The 22,814-nt window shown below is 69.0% G+C and carries 15 protein-coding genes and 3 tRNA genes; 9 read left to right on the top strand and 9 right to left on the bottom strand.

Translation table 11 applies throughout. The annotated features are described in order from the left end of the window. Positions 1-30 precede the first annotated feature (30 nt). Positions 31-2,049 carry a TonB-dependent receptor gene (locus KF903_RS11300; protein ID WP_291214739.1) on the top strand — a complete coding sequence of 673 codons (2,019 nt, stop codon included), beginning with the start codon at positions 31-33 and terminating at the stop codon, positions 2,047-2,049. A 25-nt stretch (positions 2,050-2,074) separates the two neighbouring features. Here the strand turns inward: KF903_RS11300 and KF903_RS11295 are convergent, their stop codons facing one another. The 6 genes from KF903_RS11295 to KF903_RS11270 all read right to left on the bottom strand — a co-directional run bounded on the left by KF903_RS11295 (position 2,075) and on the right by KF903_RS11270 (position 8,466). Next, positions 2,075-2,569, bottom strand: a complete 495-nt coding sequence (locus KF903_RS11295) for a transcriptional repressor (protein ID WP_291214737.1) — start codon at positions 2,567-2,569, stop codon at positions 2,075-2,077. Between the two features lie 75 nt (positions 2,570-2,644). Continuing rightward, positions 2,645-3,046 carry a hypothetical protein gene (locus tag KF903_RS11290; RefSeq protein ID WP_291214734.1) on the bottom strand — a complete coding sequence of 134 codons (402 nt, stop codon included), beginning with the start codon at positions 3,044-3,046 and terminating at the stop codon, positions 2,645-2,647. A gap of 11 nt (positions 3,047-3,057) precedes the next feature. Continuing rightward, complete coding sequence (gene gltX, locus KF903_RS11285) at positions 3,058-4,458, bottom strand: glutamate--tRNA ligase (RefSeq protein ID WP_291214732.1); 1,401 nt, start codon at positions 4,456-4,458, stop codon at positions 3,058-3,060. 136 nt (positions 4,459-4,594) lie between these two features. Continuing rightward, positions 4,595-6,034 carry a delta-60 repeat domain-containing protein gene (locus KF903_RS11280; RefSeq protein ID WP_291214730.1) on the bottom strand — a complete coding sequence of 480 codons (1,440 nt, stop codon included), beginning with the start codon at positions 6,032-6,034 and terminating at the stop codon, positions 4,595-4,597. A gap of 12 nt (positions 6,035-6,046) precedes the next feature. Next, positions 6,047-6,493, bottom strand: a complete 447-nt coding sequence (locus KF903_RS11275; protein ID WP_291214728.1) for an LCCL domain-containing protein — start codon at positions 6,491-6,493, stop codon at positions 6,047-6,049. A gap of 50 nt (positions 6,494-6,543) precedes the next feature. Beyond that, positions 6,544-8,466 carry a delta-60 repeat domain-containing protein gene (locus KF903_RS11270; RefSeq protein ID WP_291214726.1) on the bottom strand — a complete coding sequence of 641 codons (1,923 nt, stop codon included), beginning with the start codon at positions 8,464-8,466 and terminating at the stop codon, positions 6,544-6,546. Here KF903_RS11270 and KF903_RS11265 point away from each other — a divergent pair. Further along, positions 8,386-11,247, top strand: a complete 2,862-nt coding sequence (locus tag KF903_RS11265; protein WP_291214724.1) for a winged helix-turn-helix domain-containing protein — start codon at positions 8,386-8,388, stop codon at positions 11,245-11,247. The genes KF903_RS11270 and KF903_RS11265 overlap by 81 nt on opposite strands. On the opposite strand, the gene KF903_RS11260 is transcribed toward KF903_RS11265, so the two are convergent. Beyond that, positions 11,226-11,588, bottom strand: a complete 363-nt coding sequence (locus KF903_RS11260) for a hypothetical protein (RefSeq protein WP_291214722.1) — start codon at positions 11,586-11,588, stop codon at positions 11,226-11,228. The genes KF903_RS11265 and KF903_RS11260 overlap by 22 nt on opposite strands. A 169-nt stretch (positions 11,589-11,757) precedes the next feature. On the opposite strand from KF903_RS11260, the gene KF903_RS11255 reads away from it, so the two are divergent. Together KF903_RS11255 and KF903_RS11250 are read left to right on the top strand one after the other, a co-directional pair. After that, on the top strand, positions 11,758-13,770 hold the full coding sequence (locus KF903_RS11255) for a bifunctional 2',3'-cyclic-nucleotide 2'-phosphodiesterase/3'-nucleotidase (protein WP_291214719.1): 2,013 nt from the start codon (positions 11,758-11,760) through the stop codon (positions 13,768-13,770). A 23-nt stretch (positions 13,771-13,793) separates the two neighbouring features. Beyond that, complete coding sequence (locus KF903_RS11250) at positions 13,794-15,602, top strand: DUF885 domain-containing protein (RefSeq protein WP_291214716.1); 1,809 nt, start codon at positions 13,794-13,796, stop codon at positions 15,600-15,602. 66 nt (positions 15,603-15,668) lie between these two features. Here KF903_RS11250 and KF903_RS11245 read toward each other — a convergent pair whose 3' ends face one another. Then, a complete protein-coding gene (locus KF903_RS11245; protein ID WP_291214713.1) occupies positions 15,669-16,109 on the bottom strand; it encodes a DUF4399 domain-containing protein in 441 nt (146 codons plus the stop codon). A gap of 102 nt (positions 16,110-16,211) precedes the next feature. On the opposite strand from KF903_RS11245, the gene KF903_RS11240 reads away from it, so the two are divergent. The 5 genes from KF903_RS11240 to KF903_RS11220 all read left to right on the top strand — a co-directional run bounded on the left by KF903_RS11240 (position 16,212) and on the right by KF903_RS11220 (position 19,484). After that, positions 16,212-18,008: an ABC transporter ATP-binding protein/permease gene (locus tag KF903_RS11240; RefSeq protein WP_291214710.1), complete on the top strand. Its 1,797-nt coding sequence runs from the start codon at positions 16,212-16,214 to the stop codon at positions 18,006-18,008. A gap of 102 nt (positions 18,009-18,110) precedes the next feature. Continuing rightward, the gene (locus KF903_RS11235) at positions 18,111-19,091 is read left to right on the top strand and encodes a hypothetical protein (RefSeq protein ID WP_291214708.1); all 981 of its coding nucleotides are present in this window, start codon (positions 18,111-18,113) and stop codon (positions 19,089-19,091) included. Positions 19,092-19,184: 93 nt separating this feature from the next. Next, a tRNA-Ala gene (locus KF903_RS11230) sits at positions 19,185-19,260 on the top strand. A 21-nt stretch (positions 19,261-19,281) separates the two neighbouring features. After that, positions 19,282-19,357: transfer RNA gene (locus tag KF903_RS11225), tRNA-Glu, on the top strand. A gap of 50 nt (positions 19,358-19,407) precedes the next feature. After that, a tRNA-Asp gene (locus KF903_RS11220) sits at positions 19,408-19,484 on the top strand. Between the two features lie 224 nt (positions 19,485-19,708). On the opposite strand, the gene KF903_RS11215 is transcribed toward KF903_RS11220, so the two are convergent. Next, complete coding sequence (locus KF903_RS11215) at positions 19,709-22,660, bottom strand: glycoside hydrolase family 5 protein (RefSeq protein ID WP_291214706.1); 2,952 nt, start codon at positions 22,658-22,660, stop codon at positions 19,709-19,711. Between the last annotated feature and the right edge of the window lie 154 nt (positions 22,661-22,814).

The raw sequence follows: 22,814 nt of genomic DNA, 5'->3' as shown, positions 1-22,814 counted from the left end.
ACATCACGCACGGTCATTTCGAGCCCTGCCATGCCCACCCGCCTGTCGCCCCTGCCCCTGCTCCTGCTGCTCACCGCCGGCTGCGCCGCTGCGCAGTCCGCCGCACCGCCACCAACCGACGCGGATACCGAACACAGCGGCAGCCTGCCGGCGGTGGACCGCCGCGCACAGACCGAGCTGTCGGTGGTGACCGTGCGCGGCGCCGCGCCATCGCGCGACGCCGTCCGCAATGTCACGCCCGCCAGCGTCCTGAGCGGCACCGACCTCGACGAGGCGCGCGCCAGCACGCTCGGCCAGACCGTGGCCAACCTGCCCGGCGTGCAAACCACGGCCTTCGGACAAGCCGCCGGGCGCCCCGTCATACGCGGTCTCGACGGCCCGCGCGTGGCCGTGCTCAGCGATGGCCTCGGCGCCGGCGATGTCTCCGCGATCAGCCAGGACCATGCCGTCGGCATCGAGCCATTCCTCGCCGACCGCATCGAGGTGCTCAAGGGGCCAGCCACGCTGCTGTACGGTTCCGGTGCGATCGGCGGCGTGGTCAACGTGAGCGATGGCCGCATCGCGCAGCAGGCGCCCGACGCTGGATTCAGCGGACGCGTGCAGGCCGGCTACGACAGTGTTTCACGCGGCCAGACCGAGCTGTTTCGCGTCGATGCCGGCAGCGCCGGTTTCGTGCTGCACGCCGACGGCATGAACCGCCGCGACGGCGACTACGCCATTCCCGGCGGCCGCCTGCCCAACAGCCATGTCGACACCAACGCCGGCGCGCTCGGCGGCTCGTGGCTCGGCGCCTGGGGCTATGCCGGCTTGTCGGTGTCGCGCTACCTCGACAGCTACGGCAACCCAGCCGAACCGGGCGACGCCGCCCATGGCGTGGCCGCCGTCCACCTGCAGTTGCAGCAGACGCGCTACGACCTCAAGGGCGCGCTCAACGCGCCGCTGCCCGGCATCGACCGCATCGAATACGCGTTGGGCCGCACCGACTACCACCACACCGAGTACGAGGGCGACGCGCCCGCGACACGGTTCAGCAACCTCAGCGACGAGGCCCGTGTGCTGTTCATGCCCACGCCGCTGGCGGGCTGGCAGGGCAGCATTGGCGTGCAGGCGCTGCAGCGTGACTTTGCCGCGCTCGGCGAAGAAACCTTCGTGCCGCCCACGACCACGCGCGGCCTGGGCCTGTTCGCGGTCGCCAGTCACGCCTTCGCTGCGCTGGACCTGGAACTGGGCGCCCGCCTCGACCACCGCAGCAGCCGTCCGCGCGACTCGACGCGACGCAGCTTCGCACCTCACAGTCTGTCGGCAGGTCTCACCTGGCGCATCGACGACGCCTGGCACCTCACGCTCAACCTCGACCGTGCGCAGCGCGCGCCGGCCGAGGAGGAACTGTTTGCGCACGGCCCACACGCGGCATCGGCGACGTTCGAGATCGGCAATGCGCTGCTCGGCGAGGAAACCGCCAACCAGGCCGAGCTCGGCCTGCATTTCCACGGCCAGCTCGTCGATGCCAAGCTGGCGATCTGGACCAACCGCTATGCCGATTTCATCTATCTCGCCGACACCGGCCTGATCGAGGACGGCCTGCCGGTACGCCACTGGTCGCAGCGCGATGCGCTGCTGCGCGGCGGCGAGGCCGAAGCGACGTTCCACCTCGCCGCCACCGCGGTCGGTCACTACGACCTGCGCCTGTGGGGTGACACCGTGCGTGCCACGCTGGCCGCGCACGGCGGCAACGTGCCGCGCATCCCGGCCGCGCGCGCAGGCGGCGAGCTCAAGTGGCACAACGACGACTGGCGCGCGAGTCTGGGCGTGACGCGCTATTTCGCCCACGACGACGTCGCTGCCATGGAAACGCGCACGGCCGGCTTCACCCTGGTGGGCGCGCATCTGGCCTGGGCCTTCGCGAGCACGCCGCGCACGAGCTGGGAAGCGTTTGTCGATGCCGACAACCTCGCCAACCAGACCGCGCGCCTGTCGACCTCGCTGATCAAGGACAGCGTGCCACTGCCCGGGCGCAGCCTGACGCTGGGTCTGCGCGGCCTGTTCTGAGCGCAGCGCGAACCGCTCGCGACGCTCACGAGGTGCGCGCCGCGGCGGCACAGGCGGCGCACACGCCATGCACCTCGAGCGTCTGCGCGCGTGGCACGAAGCCGCGCTCGCGCGCCTGGCCGCCAAGCAGGGTGGCAACCCGTTCGTCGCACAACTCGACCGCGCTCGCGCACACGTCGCAGATGAGAAACGGCACCTGATGCGCCTCGTCGGGATGGTGGCAGCCGACGAAGGCATTGATCGACTCGAGCTTGTGGATGAAACCGTGTTCGAGCAGGAAGTCGAGCGCACGGTACACGGTCGGCGGCGCCGCACTGCCCTGCTCGCCGCGCAACCGGTCGAGCAGATCGTAGGCCTTGACCGGTTTGGCCTCGGCGGCGACGAGCTCGAGCACGCGCAGCCGCAGCGGCGTCAGACGCAGGCCGCGCGTCGCGCAGGCCGCCTCGACCGCGGCCACGAACGCGCCTGCATCGTGGCGATGCAGGTGGGCGTCATGCGCTGGATGGACGGTCGTGGACATGGCAGTGCGCAGCGGAGATGCCGTCATGCTAACGCGATGCCCGACGTGCCGATACCGCCACGGGGCGAGGCCGCGTCAACGCCACTCGTTGCTGCGCGTCGAATCGCGCAGGCGCGAGCGCGACGAGCGTGCCGCCGCGACGGCCAGATCCACGCCGCAATGCCGACAGCGCTTGCGTCCGGGCGGATTGAGCCGGGCGCATTCGGGACAGGGTCTGTCCGCGGCGGCCGACAGCAGCACCACGATCCAGCCGAGCGGACCCAGCGCGGCGCCCCACACCAGGCCCCACAGCCAGCGCCCCTTGGCCAGGCCCAGCAACGCGCCGATCGCGGCGCAGGCCGCGGTGAGACCGAGCGCCCACAACCACAGCGACGGCGACAGCAGCGTGCGCGTGCAGGCATCGAGCAGCGCCTGCACCGCATCCAGATCGCTCTGGTCGAGGTTGCGCAATGCATCGAGGCTGCATTCGAGCGCCACCGGCCGCTCCGCTAGTCGACCTTGGCCAGCGCCGCGTCGATGCGGCGCAAGGCCTCGTCACGCCCGGCCAGATACACGGTCTGGTCGATCGAAGGCGACACCTGGGTGCCCGTGATCGCCACCCGCAGCGGCTGCGCGATTTTGCCCATGCCCTCGCCGATCGCCGCGGCGGCCGCCTCGATCGCGGCGTGGATCGCCTCGACGCGCCACGCGGCCAGCGCGTCGAGCTGCGCATGCACGGCCTGCAGCGCCGCGCGTGCGGTCGGCGTCCGCAGGTGCTTGGCGACCGCCGCCGCGTCATAGTCGGTGAGCGGCGCATACCAGACGCGGGCCTTGGCGGCCATCTCGACCAGGGTGTGCGCGCGATCGCGCAGCGCGACGACCACATCGGCCAGCGCCGGCCCACTGCGCACGTCGATGCCCTGCGCATCCATGTGCCAGCGCAGGTGCGCGGCGACCTCGTCCGGCGGATCGCTCTTGAGGTACTGCTGGTTGAGCCACTTGAGCTTGTCGAGATCGAAGCGCGAGGCCGACTTGTTGACGTCGGCGATGTCGAACAGCTCGATCATCTGCGCGATCGAGAAGATCTCCTGATCGCCGTGCGACCAGCCCAGCCGCACGAGGTAGTTGAGCAGCGCATGCGGCAGGAAGCCGTCATCGCGGTACTGCATCACGCCGACCGCGCCGTGGCGCTTGCTGAGCTTCTGCCCATCGGGACCAAGGATCATCGGCAGGTGGGCGAACCGCGGCACGCTGGCACCGAGCGCGTGGTAGATGTTGACCTGGCGCGGCGTGTTGTTGACGTGGTCGTCACCGCGGATGACCTCGGTGATCGCCATGTCGATGTCGTCGACGACGACGGCGAAGTTGTAGGTCGGATAGCCGTCCGAGCGGATCAGCACGAGATCGTCGAGCTCGGCATTGCTCCACTCCACGCGCCCCTTGACCTGGTCGTCGAACACCACGCTGCCGGCGGTCGGGTTCTTGAACCGCAGCACGCGATTGGGATCGTCGCGATACGGCAGGTTGGCGTCGCGCGCGCGGCCGTCGTAGCGCGGCTTGTCGCCTTTGGCCATCGCCGCCGCGCGCATCGCCTCGATCTCTTCCTTCGATTCGTAGGCGTAGTACGCCTTGCCGGCCTTGAGCAGGTCTTCGGCGACGGCCTTGTAGCGGTCCATGCGCAGGGTCTGGTAGTACGGACCCTCGTCGTGCGCCAGCCCGAGCCAGCTCATGCCGTCGAGGATCGCCTGCACCGCCGCATCGGTCGAGCGCTCGCGGTCGGTGTCCTCGATGCGCAGCACGAATTCGCCGCCGCGATGACGCGCCTCCAGCCAGCAGTACAGCGCGGTGCGCGCGCCGCCGATGTGCAGGTAACCGGTGGGACTGGGGGCAAAACGGGTACGGACGCTCATGCGCTGGCTTCGTGCGGGGAAGGCGCACAGTTTAATCGAAGGCCGCTGCGCGACGCGCAGCGCCGCAGCGACCATCGGTGCCCGGCGCCGCAGCGCTGGCCGGCGTGGCCGCGCTGCGGCGCCGGGCGGCGCAAACTCAATCGAAGCCGTCGGCGAAGATCGCGTCGCTGAACCACAGCCGGCTCACGACCTGCCCGCGCGAAGCATTGCCGGCGCCGTCGGCGGTCGTGCCGAGCGCGCGCAGGTAGAACGGCGCGCCGTGCACATCACCGCTGGTGGTGGCGCGCCAGCCGCCGGCGATGCGCATCATCGTCGCCACCGTGGCGAAGTTGGTGCCGTCGCTGGAGCGCTGCAGGAGTGGCGCCTGCACGAGTTCGGCACCGGCACCGCCACGCGTCCAGCTCATCGTCACGTTGCCGCTGCCGGCTTGCCCGGCAAGGCGGTTCATCGCGTATTGCGCACTGTTGATGCGCGCCATGCCGGCGCGCGCCTGGCCGTTGGCGAGCGTGAAGTTGCCGTTGACGATGATGCGGCCATCGGCCTGGGCGGCGATGCCGTAGATGTAGCCGTTCGGATTGCCGGCATCGAAGCTGAACTGCAGGTCGGCGAACGCCGCATCGAGCGCGCCGTTCGCGCCGAGGCGCGCGAGAGCGTGGCGCGGCTGGCCGCCGACCTGCTCGAAGGTGCCGCCGATCAGCACTCTTCCGTCCGGCTGCAACATGATGCTGTTGATGTCCTCATCCACCGCGGCAGCGACGAACGTCGGGTCGTAGCTGCCATCGGCGTGGAGGCGGACGACGGGCTGCGCAGGCGCAGCGCTGACGTACACCGAATCGTCCGGCGCAACCCGCAGCACCAGTGCCACGAGTGGAACATCGTCCGGCACGCTCGGGAAGGAGGGATCGAACGCGCCGCTGCCCGAATAGCGCGCCAGGTTGAAATGGGCAATGCCACCAGCCTGCGAAAAGTAGCCGCCGACCAGCACGTGGCCGTCGGATTGCAGCGCGACCGCGCGCACCGGCAGGCAGCACAGCTGCGGATCGGCAAATCCGCTGTCGAAGCTGCCGTTGGCGGCAAACCGCGCGAGGTAGTTGCGTGCGGTCGCGCCGACATGGTCGAAATCGCCGCCGGCCAGCACCTTGCCGTCGGGCTGCACCGCGAGCGCCCAGACGGTGTCGTTGAGTCCGGTATCGGCGAAGCTCGTGTCGAGCGTGCCGTTGGCGTTGAGCCGTGCAAGGGAGTGCCGTACGGCGCCACCGACGTGGGTGAAACTTCCGCCTATCAGCAGCTTGCCATCGGCCTGCACGGCGACCGCCTTGACCTCGCTGTCGACGTTCGGATCGACGAATGTGGCATCCACCGAGCCGTCGACGTTCAGGCGTGCGACGCGCGTGTAGCTGGCTGCCCCCACCGCCAGGAAACCGCCGACGATGACGAGCTTGCCGTCGGCCTGCATCGCCAGCGAGGTCGGCGGACTCAGTGGATGCGGATCGTAGGAATCAAGCGTTTGTGCTCCTGCGCGCGGCACCAAGGTGGCGACGAGCAAGGGCAACAACCAGACGCGGATGCATCGCATGGAAATCTCCTTTCAGGGTTTGGAGGGAGTTGCATCGCCGCCAATCACGACGAAGCTGCCGCTCCAGCCGGCGTCCTCGTCGGAGGAGCGGAGGTAGTGGCGCTGCGATCCGGCGTAGCGGCGCTCGCCGGGACGGATTTCGATGGTCACCTCACCGCCGTCGCGCGCGCCAAGCGCACCCGCATGCACGGCGGCGGCGCAGATCGACGAGGCGTCGGTGTAGGGGCCGCTGCCGACGACGCGGCTCGGCTGCGGCTTGCCCGGCGGGCAATGGAACGTGTAGCGCTCACCGTTCATGCCGCGCAGGTCGAGATCGAGCGGACTGGTGCGCCAGTCGAGTTCGGGCGGCGCGGCCGATGCAGGCACCGCCGCATGCGTCGGCACAGTCGCGAACAGGAGGCTGCCAGCCAGCACGCAGGCCAGCCCAAGTCTCTCGGGAGGCGGCATCGTTGCGTTCATCGCAAGCTCCATCGGCACGCGGCAGTACCAAGGCACTGCCGCCTGCGCTCTCAATCGAAGCCGTTGGCGAAGATGCGGTCGCTGATGACGACGTTGCCGTCGATCACCGCGCCGAGAAACCACGCGTACAGATTCGGCGCGAGCGAGATCAGCACCGAACGCTCGCCGACAAAGACGATGCGGCCGTGCAAGGGGTCGAACGCGACCGCGTTCGCCCACTCGCGCTGCGCCTGCGCGATGCCGGCGACGCCGGTCGTGTCGAGCGATGCAAACAAGGTCCCGGAATGATCGGCCGCGAACGAACCGTCGACGCTGTAGTCAGCGTTGAAGCGGCGCACGACGCCATCCGACGGGGCATGCGCTTGGTCGCCGTTGGCGCCAATACCGGCGTAGCCGACGGCGACGAGTTTGCCGACGTTGTCCCAGGTCAAGCCGAAGATCGAGTTGTACGCGCCGTTCTCATTGAGATCAGCAAAGAAGGCGAAGGCGTCATGACGCGCCACCGTGCCGGCAGCGTCGACATCGGCGAGCGCGTAGTAGCTGGCGAGCCCGGTGCCGGACGTCGGCACGAAGTAGCGCTCGCCGCCAACGACCACTCCGGTCGGGCCAAACAACCCGCCAGCGCGCGGACGCTGCGTCGCCGTACGGCAGATCGTGTCGGTATCGGACGCGCCGACCGGAAAGTCGACATTGACGAAGCCATTGCCGTTGAAGTTCGTGTCAAGCGAGAACGCGCCTCCGTCGGTGCGCCGGAACGCGACGATGCCGCAGGAATGATGCGCAAGCCCGCTCGCATAGCCGGGTTCGTCGACGACACCGGTGATGTACACCTCGTCGTATGAATGGAACTGGCCGATCGTTCCCGACGACCACGATTCGAGCACGGCGGCGTTGGCGCCATCGTTGCGGTCGCTGCCGGCGGTGTCGAAGGGGAGCCACGCCTCGTCCTTGATCTGTCCGCCCGAGCTCAGCGTGGCGAGATAGAAGTCGGTATCGGAGAAATGCCCCTGAATCGCCGAGCCGCCGACGAGAATGTCGCCGTTGCCGGCGACGAGCACCGCATTGGCGTCGTAGCCAAAGTTGTAGGCGAAGCCGCCATTGACGAACGAGCCGTCAGAGGTGCCATCGGCATTGAGGCGGGCGACCATGATCGTCGGCGTCGTCACACCATTGGCATAGGCGAGCTGACCGGCGTAGACGATCTTGCCGTCGGGCTGCACGGCGATCGACTTGGCGTAGCAATCGAGTCTCGGATTGCTGCCGCTCGCGTGCCAGTTTGTCACCACCGCGCCGCCCATGTTGCCGAAGGCGGTGTCGACGCTGCCGTCGGCGAAATAGCGGCGCACGATGCAGGCGTTCTGGTCGGTGCCGTTGTAGGTGTTCCAGCCGAAGCCGGCGACGAGCACCTTGCCGTCGGCCTGAACGGCGGTCGCCGTCGCGGTCATGTCGCCTTGGTACGTGCCTGTACCGCCGAGTGCCCAGGTATCCTCGAACAATCCTGCAATGCCCTTCTGGTCACTGTTGCGGGGCGCCCACGACGCGTCCCAGGTGCCGTCGGCCGCGTGCAGCACCGAGGCGGCGAGCAAGGCCGCGAGCCCGACTGCGCCGATTGCGCTTGAAGTGCGGTGAAACATGGCGAACGTCCTCCGTTGTTGGCGCCTTGGGGGTTGGCGCGGGCGTCGGCCGCGGGCGCGCATGCGCCGGTGTGCCGATCGGCGCATGCTTGCGGGCCGCCGGATCGTTCGTCTTGGGCGGCTGTCTGGTATTTTTCTGGCAGATTTCCTGCTGTGGCCAAGCTCTTGTCCGAACAAGAAAAACCCCTGTTCCGCTTCGGCCCGTTCGAGCTCGACCCGGAAGAGCGGCGGTTGTCCGCCAGCGGCCAGCCGATCGCCTTGACGCCGAAGGTGTTCGACACGCTCGTGCTGCTCGTCGAACGCGCCGGCCGCGTCGTCGGCAAGGACGAGCTGATGCAAGTGCTGTGGCCGCGCGGCTTCGTCGACGAGTCGAACCTGACCAAGCACATCTGGCTGATCCGCAAGGCGCTCGACGAGGGCGACGGCGACACCCACATCGAAACGGTGCCCAAGCATGGCTATCGCTTCAGCGCCGCGGTCGAGCGCGTGGCGCGCGACAACCTCGACCGGCCCGCCGCGCCAGTCGCGCCTGCGGCCGCTATCGTCGCCCGCCCTTCCGACCAGGCGGTTGCCACCGCGGCCGCCGATGCGCTTGCCCCGGCGCTGCCGTCCGGCGCCACCACGACGTCGGCCGACGCCGCCCAGGCAGCCGATGCTGCGCCGCCGCGTCCGCCACGGCGCCGGCTGGGCTGGATCGCCGCCAGCGCCGGTGCGCTTGTCGCGATCGTCGCGGCAATGCAATGGCTGCCACGTTCGCCGGCACCGCGCGACGTCGCCGCCGACGGCGGTGTCGTCATCGTCGATTTCCGCAACCTCTCGCAGAACGTGCGCGACGGCTGGCTCGCTCCAGCGCTGACGCAGATGCTCGCGACCGAACTGGCTGGCGACAGCGCCGCGCATGCGCTACCCGACGAACTCGTGCGTCCCGCCTTCGCCAACCTGCCCGCGCTCGCGGCGGGCGGCTACGCGACGCGCAGCCTCGACCGCTTGCGCGAGCGCGTCGGTGCCGACTACGTCCTCAGCGGCAGCTATCTCGTTTCCGGCGATGCGACACGACCCGATCTGCGCATGGACATCACGCTGCAGGACACCCGCGACGGGCACGTCGTCGCTGCGCTGGCCCGCTCGGCGCCGCTGGCCGAACTGCCGGCATTGGTGGCACAGGCCGGCAAGGAACTGCGCGCACACCTCGGCGCAGTCGGCCCGGACCGCGACGAGCTCGACCGCATCGCCGCCGCGCAGCCGCCCAGCGCCGACGTCGCCCGGCGCATCGGACTTGCGCTCGACGCGATGCGACGCAACGACGCCGCGCGCGCCCGCGACGAACTGCTCGATGCGATCGCGCAGGCGCCCGACTACGCCCCAAGCTACAGCCACCTCGCACGAGCCTGGTCGGCGCTCGGCTATCAGGCGAAGGCGCTGGCCGCCGCGCAGCAGGCCGCCGCGCACGCGGGTGGCCTGCCCGAGGAGCAACGCCTGCAAATCGACGCGCAGGTCCAGCTCGCAACGCACGAGTGGGACAAGGCCATCGCCACCTTGCGCGCACTGACCGCGCTGCGGCCCCGCAATGCCGAATACCGCTATCAGCTCGTCACCACGCTGATCCAGGCCGGCAAGGCGGAAACCGCGCAGGGCGAACTGGCGACGTGGGCAGCCGCGCGAGGGGCGAAACCCGATGCACGCATGGAACTCGCGCTGGCGCAGGTCGCCTCCGCACGCGAGGACGATGCCCAAACCGCGGCGCACGCCCAGCGCGCGCTCGACCTGGCGCGCAGCCTCGAACTGCCGGGTCTCGCTGCCGAGGCGGGCACGCGCCTGGGCATCGCCCGCACCAATCTGGGCGACCTCGCCGGCGCCGAGCAGGCACTCAAGCAGGCGCGCGCCGATTACACCGCCGTCGGCAATCCGCATGGCGAGGCCTGGGTCGACCAGAATCTCGGCAACGCGTGGATGCAATCCGATCCGGTGCGCGCCCGCGAGTCCTACCAGCGCGCGCTCGCCGGCTACCAGGCCATCGGCGACCGCAACGGCGAAGCGGCCGCCTACAGCGATCTCGGCATCATGTTGTGGAACGGCGGCGACCGCGACGGTTCCGAAACCGCCGTGCGCAAGGCGCTCGCCCTGCGGCGCGAAACTGCCGACCTGAGCGGACAGGCATGGGCACTGGCCGCACTCGGCACGATCCTCGCCGACGAATCGGCAAGCGACGAAGTCGAGCAGGACTACCGCGACGCGATCAGTCTCGACGAGCGCAGCGGCGCCCGTTCACATCGCGCCTTCACGCTCGGCCTGTACGCGGACGAGCTGCGTCTGCGCGGCGATCTCGACCAGGCCGCACGCTTGTGCCAACAGGCCGGCGACGGCTTTCGCGACATCGGCAACGCCGACGGCGTCGCCTCGATGCGGTTCGAGTGCGCCCTCATTGCGCTGGATCGCGGCGATCTCGCCGCGGCGCGCAGCGGCATCGATGCGGCTGCGGCTGGCGCGAAAAACGCCGGCGATGCCACGATCGCCTTCAACGCCGACCTCGTGCGCGGCCATCTCGCGCTCGCCGACGACCAGCTCGACGCCGCCTCCGCAGCGCTCGACCGCGCGATCGCCACCGCATCGACTGCGCAATTCGTCGCGGGGGAAGCCATTGCGCAGGCCTTGCGTGCGCTGTCCGCACAGCGCCGCGGCGACACCGCCGCGCGCGACCGCGCCAAGGCACGAGCGATGCAATTGCGCAGCCGCGCCAACCAGCGCCAGGAAGTCTTCATGGTCGACATCGCGCTGGCCCAACTCGACGCGATGGGCGAGGCCCCGGCGGATGGCATCGCCAGGCTGCGCGCGCTGGCTGCCGATGCGCAGCGGCGCCACTGGCTGGGCTGGTCGCTCGAGGCGCGTCTGGCCGAGGTGCAAAGTCTGGCCGCCGCGAGCGGCACGCCGGCGGCGGACGCGCTGCGCCATGCGCTCGATGCCGATGCCAGGGCACACGGCTTCGGCTGGATCGTCGCGCGACTTGCGCGCGTGCCCACGCATGCCAACGCGCCTGCCAGACCCGCGCCCGGCGCCATGCCGGTTGCGTGGCGCGACTTCGGCGCGGCGCCGGGCGCTGCTCAGTCGGCGACGATGTTGTAACCGCGTCCGGCAAGGCAGCGGGCGACGATCGCGCGCTGCTCGGCGGCGCCATACGCCGCGCCATCGATGCCGCCGCTGGCCGCGCCCCAGGCCGCAACGCGACCGACATCATCGCCACGCAGACCCACCGCCGCCGCCAGCAGGCCGGCGATGACGGCGCCGGCGACCGCGCCGCCCGCCGCCTGCGCGGCGGCCGGGCGCTGCGCCGCCAACGCCTCGCAGTCGGCCAGGTCCAGCGCGTAGTCGCCACGGCTCACGCCGTCGTCGACCAACGGTCGATACGGCGCGGCGGCGCAGCCGCCAAGCAGCAGCAGTGCGGTCAGCAGCATCGTGCGTGTCATGTCCGTTCTCCGCTCCAGCCTCATCTGCAGCCAGCACGAACCATGCCATCGCGCGCGGGCCGTGGCCAAGCCCGCGTCCGATGGCCTATCCTGCGCCAATTCGGCAACCGCCGCCCACGCCGCTGCGCGCCGCGCGGCCCGCGCCGCACTGTCCCGGGAACTCCCTGCCATGAAGCTTCGCTCCGCAACCCGTCTGCCGCTGCTCTTGGCGCTGACCGCGCTGGCCGCCTGCGCCACCACCGCGCAGCGCCCGGCCGTGCCCGACGGCACGCGCGCGCAGCTGGCGATCCTCGAGACCACCGACCTGCATTCCAACATCCGCAGCTACGACTACTACCAGGACAAGGCCGACCCGAGCCTCGGTTTCGAGCGCGCGGCGACGCTGGTCCGGCAGGCTCGCGCGCAGTATCCGAACAGCCTGCTGTTCGACGCCGGCGACACCATCCAGGGCACCGCGCTGGCCGACTACCAGGCGCTCGTCCATCCGGTCGGCTGCGCCGAGGAACTGGCCATGTACCGCGCGATGGACGCGCTCGGCTACGACGGCGGCACGATCGGCAACCACGAATTCAACTACGGCCTGCCGTTCCTGGCCCAGGTCAGCGATCAGGCGATGAACGTCGACGGCGTGACATCGCGCGACTGCGCGGGGCCGCATTTCCCGCTCGTGCTCGCCAACGTGTTCAGCACGCGCGACGATCGCCCGATCTATCCGCCCTATGCCGTGCTCGAGCGCACGCTGCGGCTCGATCTGGACGGGCGCCGCGTCGAGGCGCCGGTACGGATCGGCATCATCGGCTTCACCCCGCCGACGATCATGCTGTGGGACAAGCGCAACCTCGAAGGCAAGGTCTACAGCAAGGGGCTGGTCGAGGCCGCGCGCCAGTTCCTGCCCGAACTGCGCGCGCAGGGCGTCGACTTCGTGGTGGCGATCTCGCATGGCGGCATCGATCGCAGCCACTACAGCCCCGAGATGGAGAATGCCAACCTCTACCTCGCGCAGGAACCGGGCATCGACGTGCTGCTGCTGGGCCACTCGCACACGGTGTTTCCCGAAGCCGGCCGCGCCGGGCACAAGCGCTTCGCCAACATCGCCGGCGTCGATGACGAACGCGGCCTGATCCACGGCAAGCCCGCGGTCATGGGCAACTACTGGGGCAAGAGCCTCGGCATCATCGAACTGGCGCTGCTGCGCAAGGACGGACACTGGACGATCGACACCGCCGCGACGCGCTCGCAGGTGCGCGACATCCGCAACGCCGACGGCAGCCATGTCGCGCCCGACCCGGCCATCGCGCCGCTGGTGGAATCGGTGCACGAAGCCACGCGCCAGTACGTCGCCACCCCGATCGGCGACAGCGATTTCGCCCTCACGAGCTATTTCGCCGACGTCGGCGACGTCACGGCGCTGCAGGTCGTCAACGAGGCCCAGGCCGACTACGTGCGGCGCTACGTTGCACAGAGCCTGCCGCAGTACGCTGCGCTGCCGGTCGTCTCCGCCGCGGCGCCGTTCCGCAGCGGCTTCGGCGGCGCCAGCGACTACACCGACGTGCCCGCCGGTCCGATCGCGATCCGCCACGCCGCCGACCTTTACCTGTACCCGAACACGCTGACGGCGGTGAAGATCGACGGCGCCACCCTCAAGGGCTGGCTCGAACGCGCGGCCGGCCGCTTCAACCGCATCGACCCGCAGCAGACCGCGCCGCAGCCGCTGGTGAACCGCAGCTTCTCCGGTTACAACTTCGACGTGATCCAGAACGGCATCAGCTACGCGATCGACGTGACCCAGCCCGCCGGCGCGCGCATCACCGACCTGCGCCATGCCGGCAAGCCGGTTCAGCCGCAGCAGGAATTCATCGTCGTCACCAACAACTACCGCGCCAGCGGCGGCGGCAAGTTCCCGGGCCTGGATGGCAGCAACATCGTGCTGGCCGCGCCCGACGGCAACCGCGAGGTGCTGATCGACTGGATACGCGCGCGCCAACACCTGCGCCGCGACCGCGACGGCGCCGACCGCAACTGGCGCTTCGTTGCGGTGCACACGCGCGGCCCCATCACGTTCGTCTCGGCCAGCGGCAAGCTCGCGCTGGCCGAAGCCGCCGGCCTCGCCGGCATCCGCCTGCTGCACGACAATGGCGATGGCACGAGCACCTATGCCATCGACCTCGCCGCGCCGCATTGAACCCCGCCGCACCAGGAGTCGCCATGTCCCGCCTGCCTCTCGTCACCGCACTTGCCCTGGCCCTTGCCGCCTGCGCACCGCAGGCCAGTCGGGCACCGCAGGCCACACCCGCGGTCAGCGCCGCCGCAGCGGCGGTCAGCGCCGACCCGCAGTTCGTCACCCTGTCCTCGCGCTGGCTCGACGGCATGCTGCAGGCCAGCCCGGTCAGCGCCACCGCGTTCGGTGAGCATCGCTACGACAGCGACATCGACGACCTCGGCGCGGCCGGACGCGAACACGCGCTGGCGCTCGCGCAACAAACACTGGCCGACCTCGAGCATCTCGACCCGGCGCGGCTGTCGCGCGAAAACCAGGTCGATTACGCGATCCTGCGCAACCAGTTGCGCGCCGACATCTGGAGCGCGCAGAACGCGCAGGAGTGGGCGCGCAACCCGCTGCTCTACAGCGGCATCGCCGGCAATGCGCTGTTCTCGCTGATGGCGCGCGACTTCGCACCGTTGCCGCAGCGCCTGCGCGCCGCCACGGCGCGCATGGAAAAGCTGCCGGCACTGTATGCGCAGATGCGCGCCAATCTCGACCCGGCCCTGGTGCCGAAGATCCACGCCGAAACGGCGGCGAGGCAGAACCAGGGCGTGCTCAGCATCGTCGATGAACAGATCGCGCCGCATGCGGCCGAGCTGCCGGAGGCCGAGCGCGCCCGTCTGCAGGCGGCGATCGCCGGCCTGCGCGAAGCAGTCGAGGCCAACCAGCACTGGCTCGACAGCGAACTCGTGCCCAAGGCCAAGGGCGAATTCCGCATCGGCGCGGCGATGTACGACGCCAAGCTCGCCTTCTCGCTCAATTCCACCCTGAGCCGGCAGGAGATCCGCCAACGTGCCGAGCAGGCGCTCACCGACACGCGGGCGCAGATGTATGCAATCGCACGCGAGGTGCTGCGCGGCAAGCGCAAGGCACCGGCGCTGCCCGAAAAACCGAGTCCGGCCCAGCAGCAGGCCGCGATCCAGGCCGCGCTCGAATTGGCCTATGCCGAGCGGCCGGCCCGCGACCAGGTGATCGCCACCGCCAAGGCCGAGCTGGCCAAGGCCACCGACTTCGTGCGCGCGCACGATCTGGTCGAAGTGCCCGATGCACCGCTGCAGGTGATCGAAATGCCCGAATTCGCACGCGGCGTGGCGCTGGCCTACTGCGACTCGCCGGGCCCGCTCGACAAGGGACTGGCCACGTTCTATGCGGTGTCGCCGATTCCCGCCGACTGGACCCGGCAGCAGGTCGATTCGTTCCTGCGCGAATACAACACGCGCTCGATCGCCGAGCTCACCGTGCACGAAGCCATGCCCGGCCACTACCTGCAGCTATGGCATTCCAACAAGTATCCGTCGGTGCTGCGCGCCGTGCTCGGCTCGGGCACCTTCATCGAAGGCTGGGCGGTCTATGCCGAGCAGCTCATGGTCGAACAGGGTTTCCTCGACCGCGACCCGCTGTTCGAGCTGATCCATCTCAAGTGGAACCTGCGCGTGATCGCCAATGCCCTGCTCGACCAGGGCGTGCATGTCGATGGCATGACGCGCGAGCAGGCCATGCACCTGATGACCGTGCAGACCTTCCAGCAGGAGCGCGAGGCGGCCGCCAAATGGGTGCGCGCGCAGCTCACCTCGACGCAGTTGCCGACCTACTTCGTCGGCTGGCAGGAACACCTCGACCTGCGCCGCGATGCGCAGCAGCGCTGGGGCCAGGACTACAGCCCGGCACGCTACAACAACGCGGTGCTGTCGTTCGGCTCGCCGCCGGTGCGCTACGTGCGCGAGCTGATGTTCGACCTGCCGATCCAGTGACACGCCGACGGGCGCCGCGCTGGCGCCCGTTGCGGCGCGGGCCGCCCGGCCCGCGCCAAGCTCGCGTCACTGCACGTGAATCGTGATCGCCTGCGACACGACGGGCGGATCGAACTGCATGTGGCGGCCGTCCGCAAACACCAGTTGCAGCAGGTGCGGACCCGGTTCCAGCGTCAGCGTATCCTCGGTCTGCCCCGCCCCGTAATGCTTGTGGTGGGCATCGGCCGGGATCGGCTCGTTGGCGGCCGGCCACTCACTCTCGTCGATGAACAGATGGTGGTGGCCGCTGTTGGGGCTCATGTCACCGGCGGGCTTGATAGCCATGCCGTGCACCCCGAACTTGACCTTGAACGTGCGCGGGACCGTGTCACCATCCTTGAGGTCGACGAAGAACACGCGGGCGTCTTCCGGTGCCACGGTGTTGCCGTCCGCGGCCATGACCGGCAGCGGCGCCACCAGGCTGCCACCGAACAACAAGCCAGCAACAATCAGTGAGATAGCACGCATGAGCCTTGCTCCATCGATGGCCGAGAGCCGCATCATAGCCCGATTGCGGCGCACCGGCCGAGACCGTGCAAACCAGCCGACGAACGGCTTGCGGCAGCACCGATGAGCCCACCCGCCTCGATCGACACGCTGGGCGTGCTGCGTCGCCTGTGGCCCGAGGTCTGGCGCTACCGCTGGCGTGTCGGCGTGGCGCTCGCGCTGCTGGTGGCCGGCAAGCTGGCCGCGATCGGCGTGCCGATCGTGCTCAAGCACCTGGTCGACGCGCTCGACATCACGCCCCGCCCGCTGCTGATTCCGCTCGCGCTGCTGCTGGCCTACGGCGCGTTCCGGCTCGGCATGGCGCTGTTCCAGGAATTGCGCCAGGTGGTGTTCGCGCGCGTGCTGGCGCGCACCTCGCGCAACATCACGCTGCGGGCCTTCGAGCATCTGCACCGGCTCAGCCTGCGCTTCCACCTCGATCGCCGCACCGGCGGCGTCGCGCGCGACATCGAACGCGGCATGACCGCCACCTCGGACCTGCTCGACTGGACCATCTACACGATCCTGCCGACGCTGCTCGAGGTGAGCCTGGTGTGCGGCATCCTGATCTCGCGCTTCGATTGGGGCTTCGCCGCGATTACGCTGGCGACCCTGGTCGCCTACATCGGCTTCACCTTTTCGATCACCGAATGGCGCATGCGCTACTACCGCGCGGCCAAGACCGCCGACACCGAAGCCAACGAATGCGCGGTCGATTCGCTGCTCAATTACGAAACGGTCAAGTACTTCGGCAACGAGGCGCACGAGCAGGCACGCTACGACGCCGCGCTGGTGCGCTACGAGGAGGCCACCGTCAAGAGCATGAAGACGCTGGCGGTGCTCAACGTCGGCCAGGCCACGATCGTCGCGCTCGGCCTCACCCTGCTGCTGTGGCGCTCGGCGCAGGGCGTCATCGCCGGCAACATGACGATCGGCGACTTCGTGCTCGTCAACGCCTTCCTGCTGCAGCTTGCCGCACCGCTCAACTATCTCGGCATGGTCTACCGCGAGGTCAAGCAAGGACTCATCAACATCGAGCGCCTGTTCGAGCTGCTGGCCGAGGGCCGCGAGGTCGACGACGCGCCCGCTGCCGTGCCGCTGGCGATGCGCGAAGGCGAGATCCGCTTCGAACACGTCGAGTTCGGCTACCAGAGCGAGCGCACGATCCTGCACGACATCGACCTGTGCATCCCGGCCGGGCATACGGTCGCGGTGGTCGGCACCACCGGTGCCGGCAAGTCGACGCTGGCGCGGCTGCTGTTCCGCTTCTACGACGTCAGTGGCGGCCGCATCACGATCGACGGCCAGGACATCCGCGAGGTGACCCAAGCCTCCCTGCGCGCAGCGATCGGCATCGTGCCGCAGGACACCGTGCTGTTCAACGACACGATCTACTACAACATCGCCTACGGGCGCCCCACCGCCAGTCGCGACGAGGTCATCGCTGCCGCGCGCGCGGCGCACATCCACGACTTCATCGAGTCGTTGCCGCACGGGTACGACAGCAACGTCGGCGAGCGCGGCCTCAAGCTGTCGGGCGGCGAAAAGCAGCGCGTGGCGATCGCGCGCACGCTGCTCAAGCAGCCCTCGATCCTCATCTTCGACGAGGCCACCAGCGCGCTCGACACCCGCACCGAGAAAACGATCCAGCACGAACTGGCCGAGATCGCGCGTGGCCGCAGCACACTGGTCATCGCCCATCGCCTGTCGACCATCGTGCATGCCGACCAGATCATCGTGATCGAGCATGGCCGCATCGTCGAACGCGGCAGCCACCAGCAACTGCTGACCGACGGCGGCCGCTACGCCCAGTTGTGGCAGTTGCAGCAGCGTGGCGGCCGCGATGCGGCGGTGGCGGCGGACGAAACGGTCCAAGCCTGACATTCAGCGTCAGTTTCGGCGCCGATCGCGCCGCCGCAGCCACCCATCGGCGCGGTACGTTTCTTGCTTTCCTGCGAGCATCCCCCTGACGGAACCCTGCCCGTGAACCAGCCAGCCCGCACCCTGAGCCTCCTTGGCGGCAGCCACGACGACACCGAACGACTCGGCCGCCTGCTCGCGGCACGCCCCGACTCGGCTTGGCGCACCGGACCGGCCAACCATGCCGACGTGCTCATCGTCGACGTCGATTCCGTGTATGGACACATGGACTGGCTCAAGGCGCAGGCCAGCGGGCGCATCGTGATCGCACTGACCTCGGGCGACGGCCACGGCGCCGACCACCGCCTGCGCAAGCCCGTGACCACGGCAACGCTGTTCGAACTGCTCGACCAGGTCGAGGGCCAGCCTGCCGCAGGCAACGGCCACGCCGCGGCGAATGGCTCCGCCAGCCATGCCGCGCCGGCTGCAGCGGCGCCACCGGCCCCGGCTGCACGGCCGACCACAGGCCCCGCCGTGCACGCCGCGCCAGCGGCGCCCGAAGCCGTCGCAGCCAAGGCACCGGCGGCCAGCAAGCCGCGCGCGCTGCTCGATCTGCTCGAAGCCGGCGGCCGCTGGCGCCTGCAGCGCGACGGTCAGCAGACCCTGTTCCTCGACGGCGACAGCCAGACCGTCCACGTCCAGGACAGCGCGCTCAAGGTGCTGGCGAGCTGGTGCAACCGCTCGCTCGCCGATGCCACGGTCGATCCGCTCGAGGCCGGCGCGTTTGCCGCTGCCACGCGCGGTCTGGCCACGCTGCCCTACGCACGCCTGTCCTGGCTGGCCCATCTCGTCGGCAGCGAAGGACGCCTCGAAGCCGGGCTCGATGCCGATGCGCGCTACAAGCTCGCGCGCTGGCCGCAGGTCGAACGCGACTTCCCGCGCCACTTCCGCATCGCCACCGCGATGATGAAGGCCGCCGGCACCGTCGAGGAGGTCGCCGAAGCCAGCGGCTCGGCGGTCGCCGACGTCGCCAACTTCATCAACGCCTACCATTCCAGTGGCCACATCGAGATCGAAGCGGGCGGCGCGCGGCGCAACCGCTGAGCGAAGCGCGCGCCCCGATGCGCCGGGCGCGCCAACCTGAAAAACCTTGTTGACGAATCGCGCGCACCTCACTATCCTCTCGCGCTCCCTTGAGGGGCCATAGCTCAGCTGGGAGAGCGCTTGCATGGCATGCAAGAGGTCGCCGGTTCGATCCCGGCTGGCTCCACCAACGGTTTTTGCGGTTTCCAGCGTCCCCATCGTCTAGAGGCCCAGGACACCGCCCTTTCACGGCAGTAACAGGGGTTCGAATCCCCTTGGGGACGCCAGTCGAGTGAAAGGTGCGAGTGCTGCAGGATGCAGCGGTCACATGCAACGCGGAGCGGTAGTTCAGCTGGTTAGAATGCTGGCCTGTCACGCCGGAGGTCGCGGGTTCGAGTCCCGTCCGCTCCGCCATCTGTTCAAGTGAAAAGGCCGATTCCTGCACGGGAATCGGCCTTTTTTTTTTCGCGCCATCGGCGCGGCCGTCCGGTTCGGGCGCGTTCTCCGCTGTGGCCGCGACCGCGCATGGGGCCAGCACTCCGCCAGCGGGCATCACCCGCCGGGACCCGGTGCGTGCTGGCCGTTGCACCGAGTCGATGTTCGCCGGGCGCGGCGCCTGCGCCGAACCCGCGGCGCTGCTATGGCTGCACTTGCACGCGGTTGGTGGTGCCGGAGAGATCGCGGTTGAGCGTCAGCCACAGCTCGTTTGGACTCGCACGCAGCGACGCGAAGTAGTCGGCGTCGGCCGTGAGCGTGCTGCCATTGAGCTTGACCGTGGTCGGATACGCGGTGACGCCGCGCACGATGATGAGCGGATGCCTGAGCGTGCCGGCACCCACCGCGACGTTGGCATCGAGCGCATTGCCGGCGGCGATGAAGGTCAGCGCACCGTAGACCGGATCGTTGCCGGCGGGCTGGTAGCTGATGGTGTCGCTGCGGCCCGCTCCGGCGGGTCCGCTGGCGGCGACACTGCCGATCGTCGCGCCCAGGCTCAGCGTCTGCCGCGTCTCGATTTCGCTGCGCTGCGCCTCGACCGGCGCGGTGCTGTGCGCGCCCAGCACGACATACACCGCGTAACTCTTGCGCGGATAGCCCGCAGCCGTGGCAACGACGCCATCGTGGACGTCATAGCTGGACTGGCCGAGAAAGCCGAACGAGGTTCCCCAGGTCAGGCGCGCATTGCTGTTGGGCGTGGACGGGCCGATCGAATAGGCATTGGCCTGGTAGGGCCAACTGTCCTGCCACGGCATCACATAGGTACCGCCGGCATTGCCTTGCGCACTGGTCTTGTTCCAGAACGCGGTGATGTCCTGGTAGTACTGGTTGCGCGCGCCGGCGTCCTGTTGCGTCATCGTCTGGCTCTGTACCAGGCCCATGGTCGCGTTCGTCGACGTCACCCACAGCTTCACGTAAGGCACGGTGTTGGGCGTGTTCCACGTCCATTGGCTGTTCAAGGTCACCGGCGAGGTGGTGCTGGTGAACTGCCAGCGGTCGCCCCAGCCCACACCACTGATGTTGGTGGCGCCCGCGCCGTCGATGTTGAGTTCGCCGTACGGTGCGCGCGAATCGTCGAACAGGAAGTTGGCCGGCAGTGCGCTCATGTCGTAGGTGATCGACCACAGCGGATTGTCGCGGCCGGTCGAGAAAGTCCAGTCGATCGTGACCGGCACCACGCTCGATGCGCCGCCGGCAGCCGCGCTGCAATGGCGCGGATAGTTCTGCGTGAAGCGGAAGATGGCATGGTGGCGGCCCTCGAAGACGCGCTGGAACGCGCCGGGGAAGCCGTATCCAAGCGGCGAGTCGTCACCGTTGCAGCCCCCGCCGTTGCTCGGCCAGGCCGAATGCGAGACGACATAACCGAAGCCGCCTTGGCCGGCGTTGCCGTAGCTGGTGACGCCGGCGACGCGGGTCGTGTCGTCCGGCATCTGGTAGCGGAACTCGCGCAGCGCGCCGCCACGATTCGTGTAGCCACCAGGCGCGGTCGGGCCAGTCTGGCCGTCGTTGTGGGCGAGCACGGCGACACGCGGCTTGTTGGCCGAATCGCGCCAGGTGAAGCGGTCGCTCACCATCGATGCCACGGTCACATCATGTTCCTGCACCAGGCCACCGACGGTCGGCAGCGCGCCGTCGAAGCCGTTGACGAAAATCACCTCGTTTCCGCTTGCGCCGGGTTGCAGCTCGATGTCATCGAAATACACGGTTGGCTGCGTGCCGGAGGATGCGCCTTCGATGTCGATGCGATCGAAGTCGCCGGTGTAGGACAGGGGCGCCTGCGTGATCGGTACCGTCACTTCGCGCCAGCTGTTCGCGCCCGCAGCGCCGCCGGCGATGAAGGCGTTGAGACTGGCTTGCGCCACCGGCGCGCAGACTGCGGTGCTGCAACCATTCTGCAGGACCAGATTCAGCGCCTGACCGCCGCTGCTGCCGCCGTGGATCCAGAAATGCAGCAGTGGATAGTTCGCCGTGGAAAGCGGACCGCTTTCATGGGTCATCGAAACGGCGTTGTAGTTGTTGCCGGTCAGGGCAATCGAACGGGTGCCGCCATGCACCGGTGTCGTGTTGGCGAAGTTTTCCCCGCCGCCGTAGGACCAGTCGCCGAAGTCGTTCTGCAGCGCGTCGTCGTAGACGATCAGTGATTGGCCCGGCGTTCCCGTCCCGGCGAGATACGGCTCGAGCCAGGCCATCTGCGGACGGTCGACGGTGAAGTTGCTGGTTGGTTCCAGCGTCAGCATGTACTCGCCCCACCACGGCCCGGCCGCCCACCAGGTCCAACCCAGCCACACGTCGGCATTGGCCTCGAGATGGTCCAGCGCACTCACCACCGCGTTGTGGCACGGGGTGTTGTTGGCGCCGCCCAACTCGGCAAGAAAGCCCTTGTAGCCATTCGTGCGCAACCATTGGGTGACGCCCTGCAGCTGGTTCGCACCGGTTCCCGCCGCACTGAGGCAAGTGGCCGAGGTGCCGCTGAAATCGGCATCGAAATACTGGTGCAGTTCGAACGCGAAGTGGTTGCCCGGGTCGACCACCCCCGTCATCACCTGGGCATTTGGTGTGCCGTACCAGTTCTGCGACCAGGCATGCGCGCCGGTCCAGGCATTGCCCGGCACGAGGATCAGATGCGTCGAGCCGGTGGCGCGAATGCCCGCAATGGCGGCATTGGCCGCCGCCAGCCACTGCTCGGTCGGCATCGTGTTGGGCTCGTTGACCAGCCCGAACACCGCCTGCGGCACCGTCTGGTAATGCTGCGCCAGGCGCGACCAGAAGTCGGCAAACTGCGCGTTGGAAACCTGGGGCGAGCCGACAAGATTGCCGTAGTAGCGCGCATAGTTGTGCGGATTGATGATGACCTTCATGCCGAGGCTCGCGGCATGGTTCACGACCGTGTCCAGTCCGGCCAGATAGGTTGCGTCCAGCGGCCCGCCAAGCGTGTGCTGGAGCCGCTCCCAGCGGAACCCCACGCGGATCGTGGTCATGCCCTTGGCATGGAAGTAGTCCACCTCCTGCACCGTGGGAAACGTGTAATCGACGCCATATTGTCCAGGCAGGTTGCCCTCGCCGAACTCCGCACCGGCCAGATTCACCCCACGCATCGGCAAGGCCGCCTGCGCCGCAGCAGCGCAACCAAGCCATGCCAGAACCACAGCAACTCGCGTTGCAGTCATCGGAAGCCTCCCCAAATCATCGCTGGCGAACCAGAGCATCCCCTTGCGCTGCGAATGGTAGCGCGTACCGCGCCGGCCCACG

Origin of the sequence: Dokdonella sp. (genome assembly GCF_019634845.1) — a bacterium.
Taxonomy (GTDB): Bacteria; Pseudomonadota; Gammaproteobacteria; order Xanthomonadales; family Rhodanobacteraceae; genus Dokdonella_A.
This window is presented reverse-complemented; position numbering and strand designations above follow the sequence as displayed.

Excerpts from the sequence above, each read along its gene's own strand:
- KF903_RS11240 (WP_291214710.1), top strand. The coding sequence starts at position 16,212 with ATGAGCCCACCCGCCTCGATCGACACGCTGGGCGTGCTGCGTCGCCTG.
- KF903_RS11280 (WP_291214730.1), bottom strand. The coding sequence starts at position 6,034 with ATGCGATGCATCCGCGTCTGGTTGTTGCCCTTGCTCGTCGCCACCTTG.
- KF903_RS11255 (WP_291214719.1), top strand. The coding sequence starts at position 11,758 with ATGAAGCTTCGCTCCGCAACCCGTCTGCCGCTGCTCTTGGCGCTGACC.
- KF903_RS11260 (WP_291214722.1), bottom strand. The coding sequence starts at position 11,588 with ATGACACGCACGATGCTGCTGACCGCACTGCTGCTGCTTGGCGGCTGC.
- gltX (WP_291214732.1), bottom strand. The coding sequence starts at position 4,458 with ATGAGCGTCCGTACCCGTTTTGCCCCCAGTCCCACCGGTTACCTGCAC.
- KF903_RS11295 (WP_291214737.1), bottom strand. The coding sequence starts at position 2,569 with ATGTCCACGACCGTCCATCCAGCGCATGACGCCCACCTGCATCGCCAC.
- KF903_RS11275 (WP_291214728.1), bottom strand. The coding sequence starts at position 6,493 with ATGAACGCAACGATGCCGCCTCCCGAGAGACTTGGGCTGGCCTGCGTG.
- KF903_RS11245 (WP_291214713.1), bottom strand. The coding sequence starts at position 16,109 with ATGCGTGCTATCTCACTGATTGTTGCTGGCTTGTTGTTCGGTGGCAGC.
- KF903_RS11215 (WP_291214706.1), bottom strand. The coding sequence starts at position 22,660 with ATGCGTGGGGTGAATCTGGCCGGTGCGGAGTTCGGCGAGGGCAACCTG.
- KF903_RS11300 (WP_291214739.1), top strand. The coding sequence starts at position 31 with ATGCCCACCCGCCTGTCGCCCCTGCCCCTGCTCCTGCTGCTCACCGCC.
- KF903_RS11250 (WP_291214716.1), top strand. The coding sequence starts at position 13,794 with ATGTCCCGCCTGCCTCTCGTCACCGCACTTGCCCTGGCCCTTGCCGCC.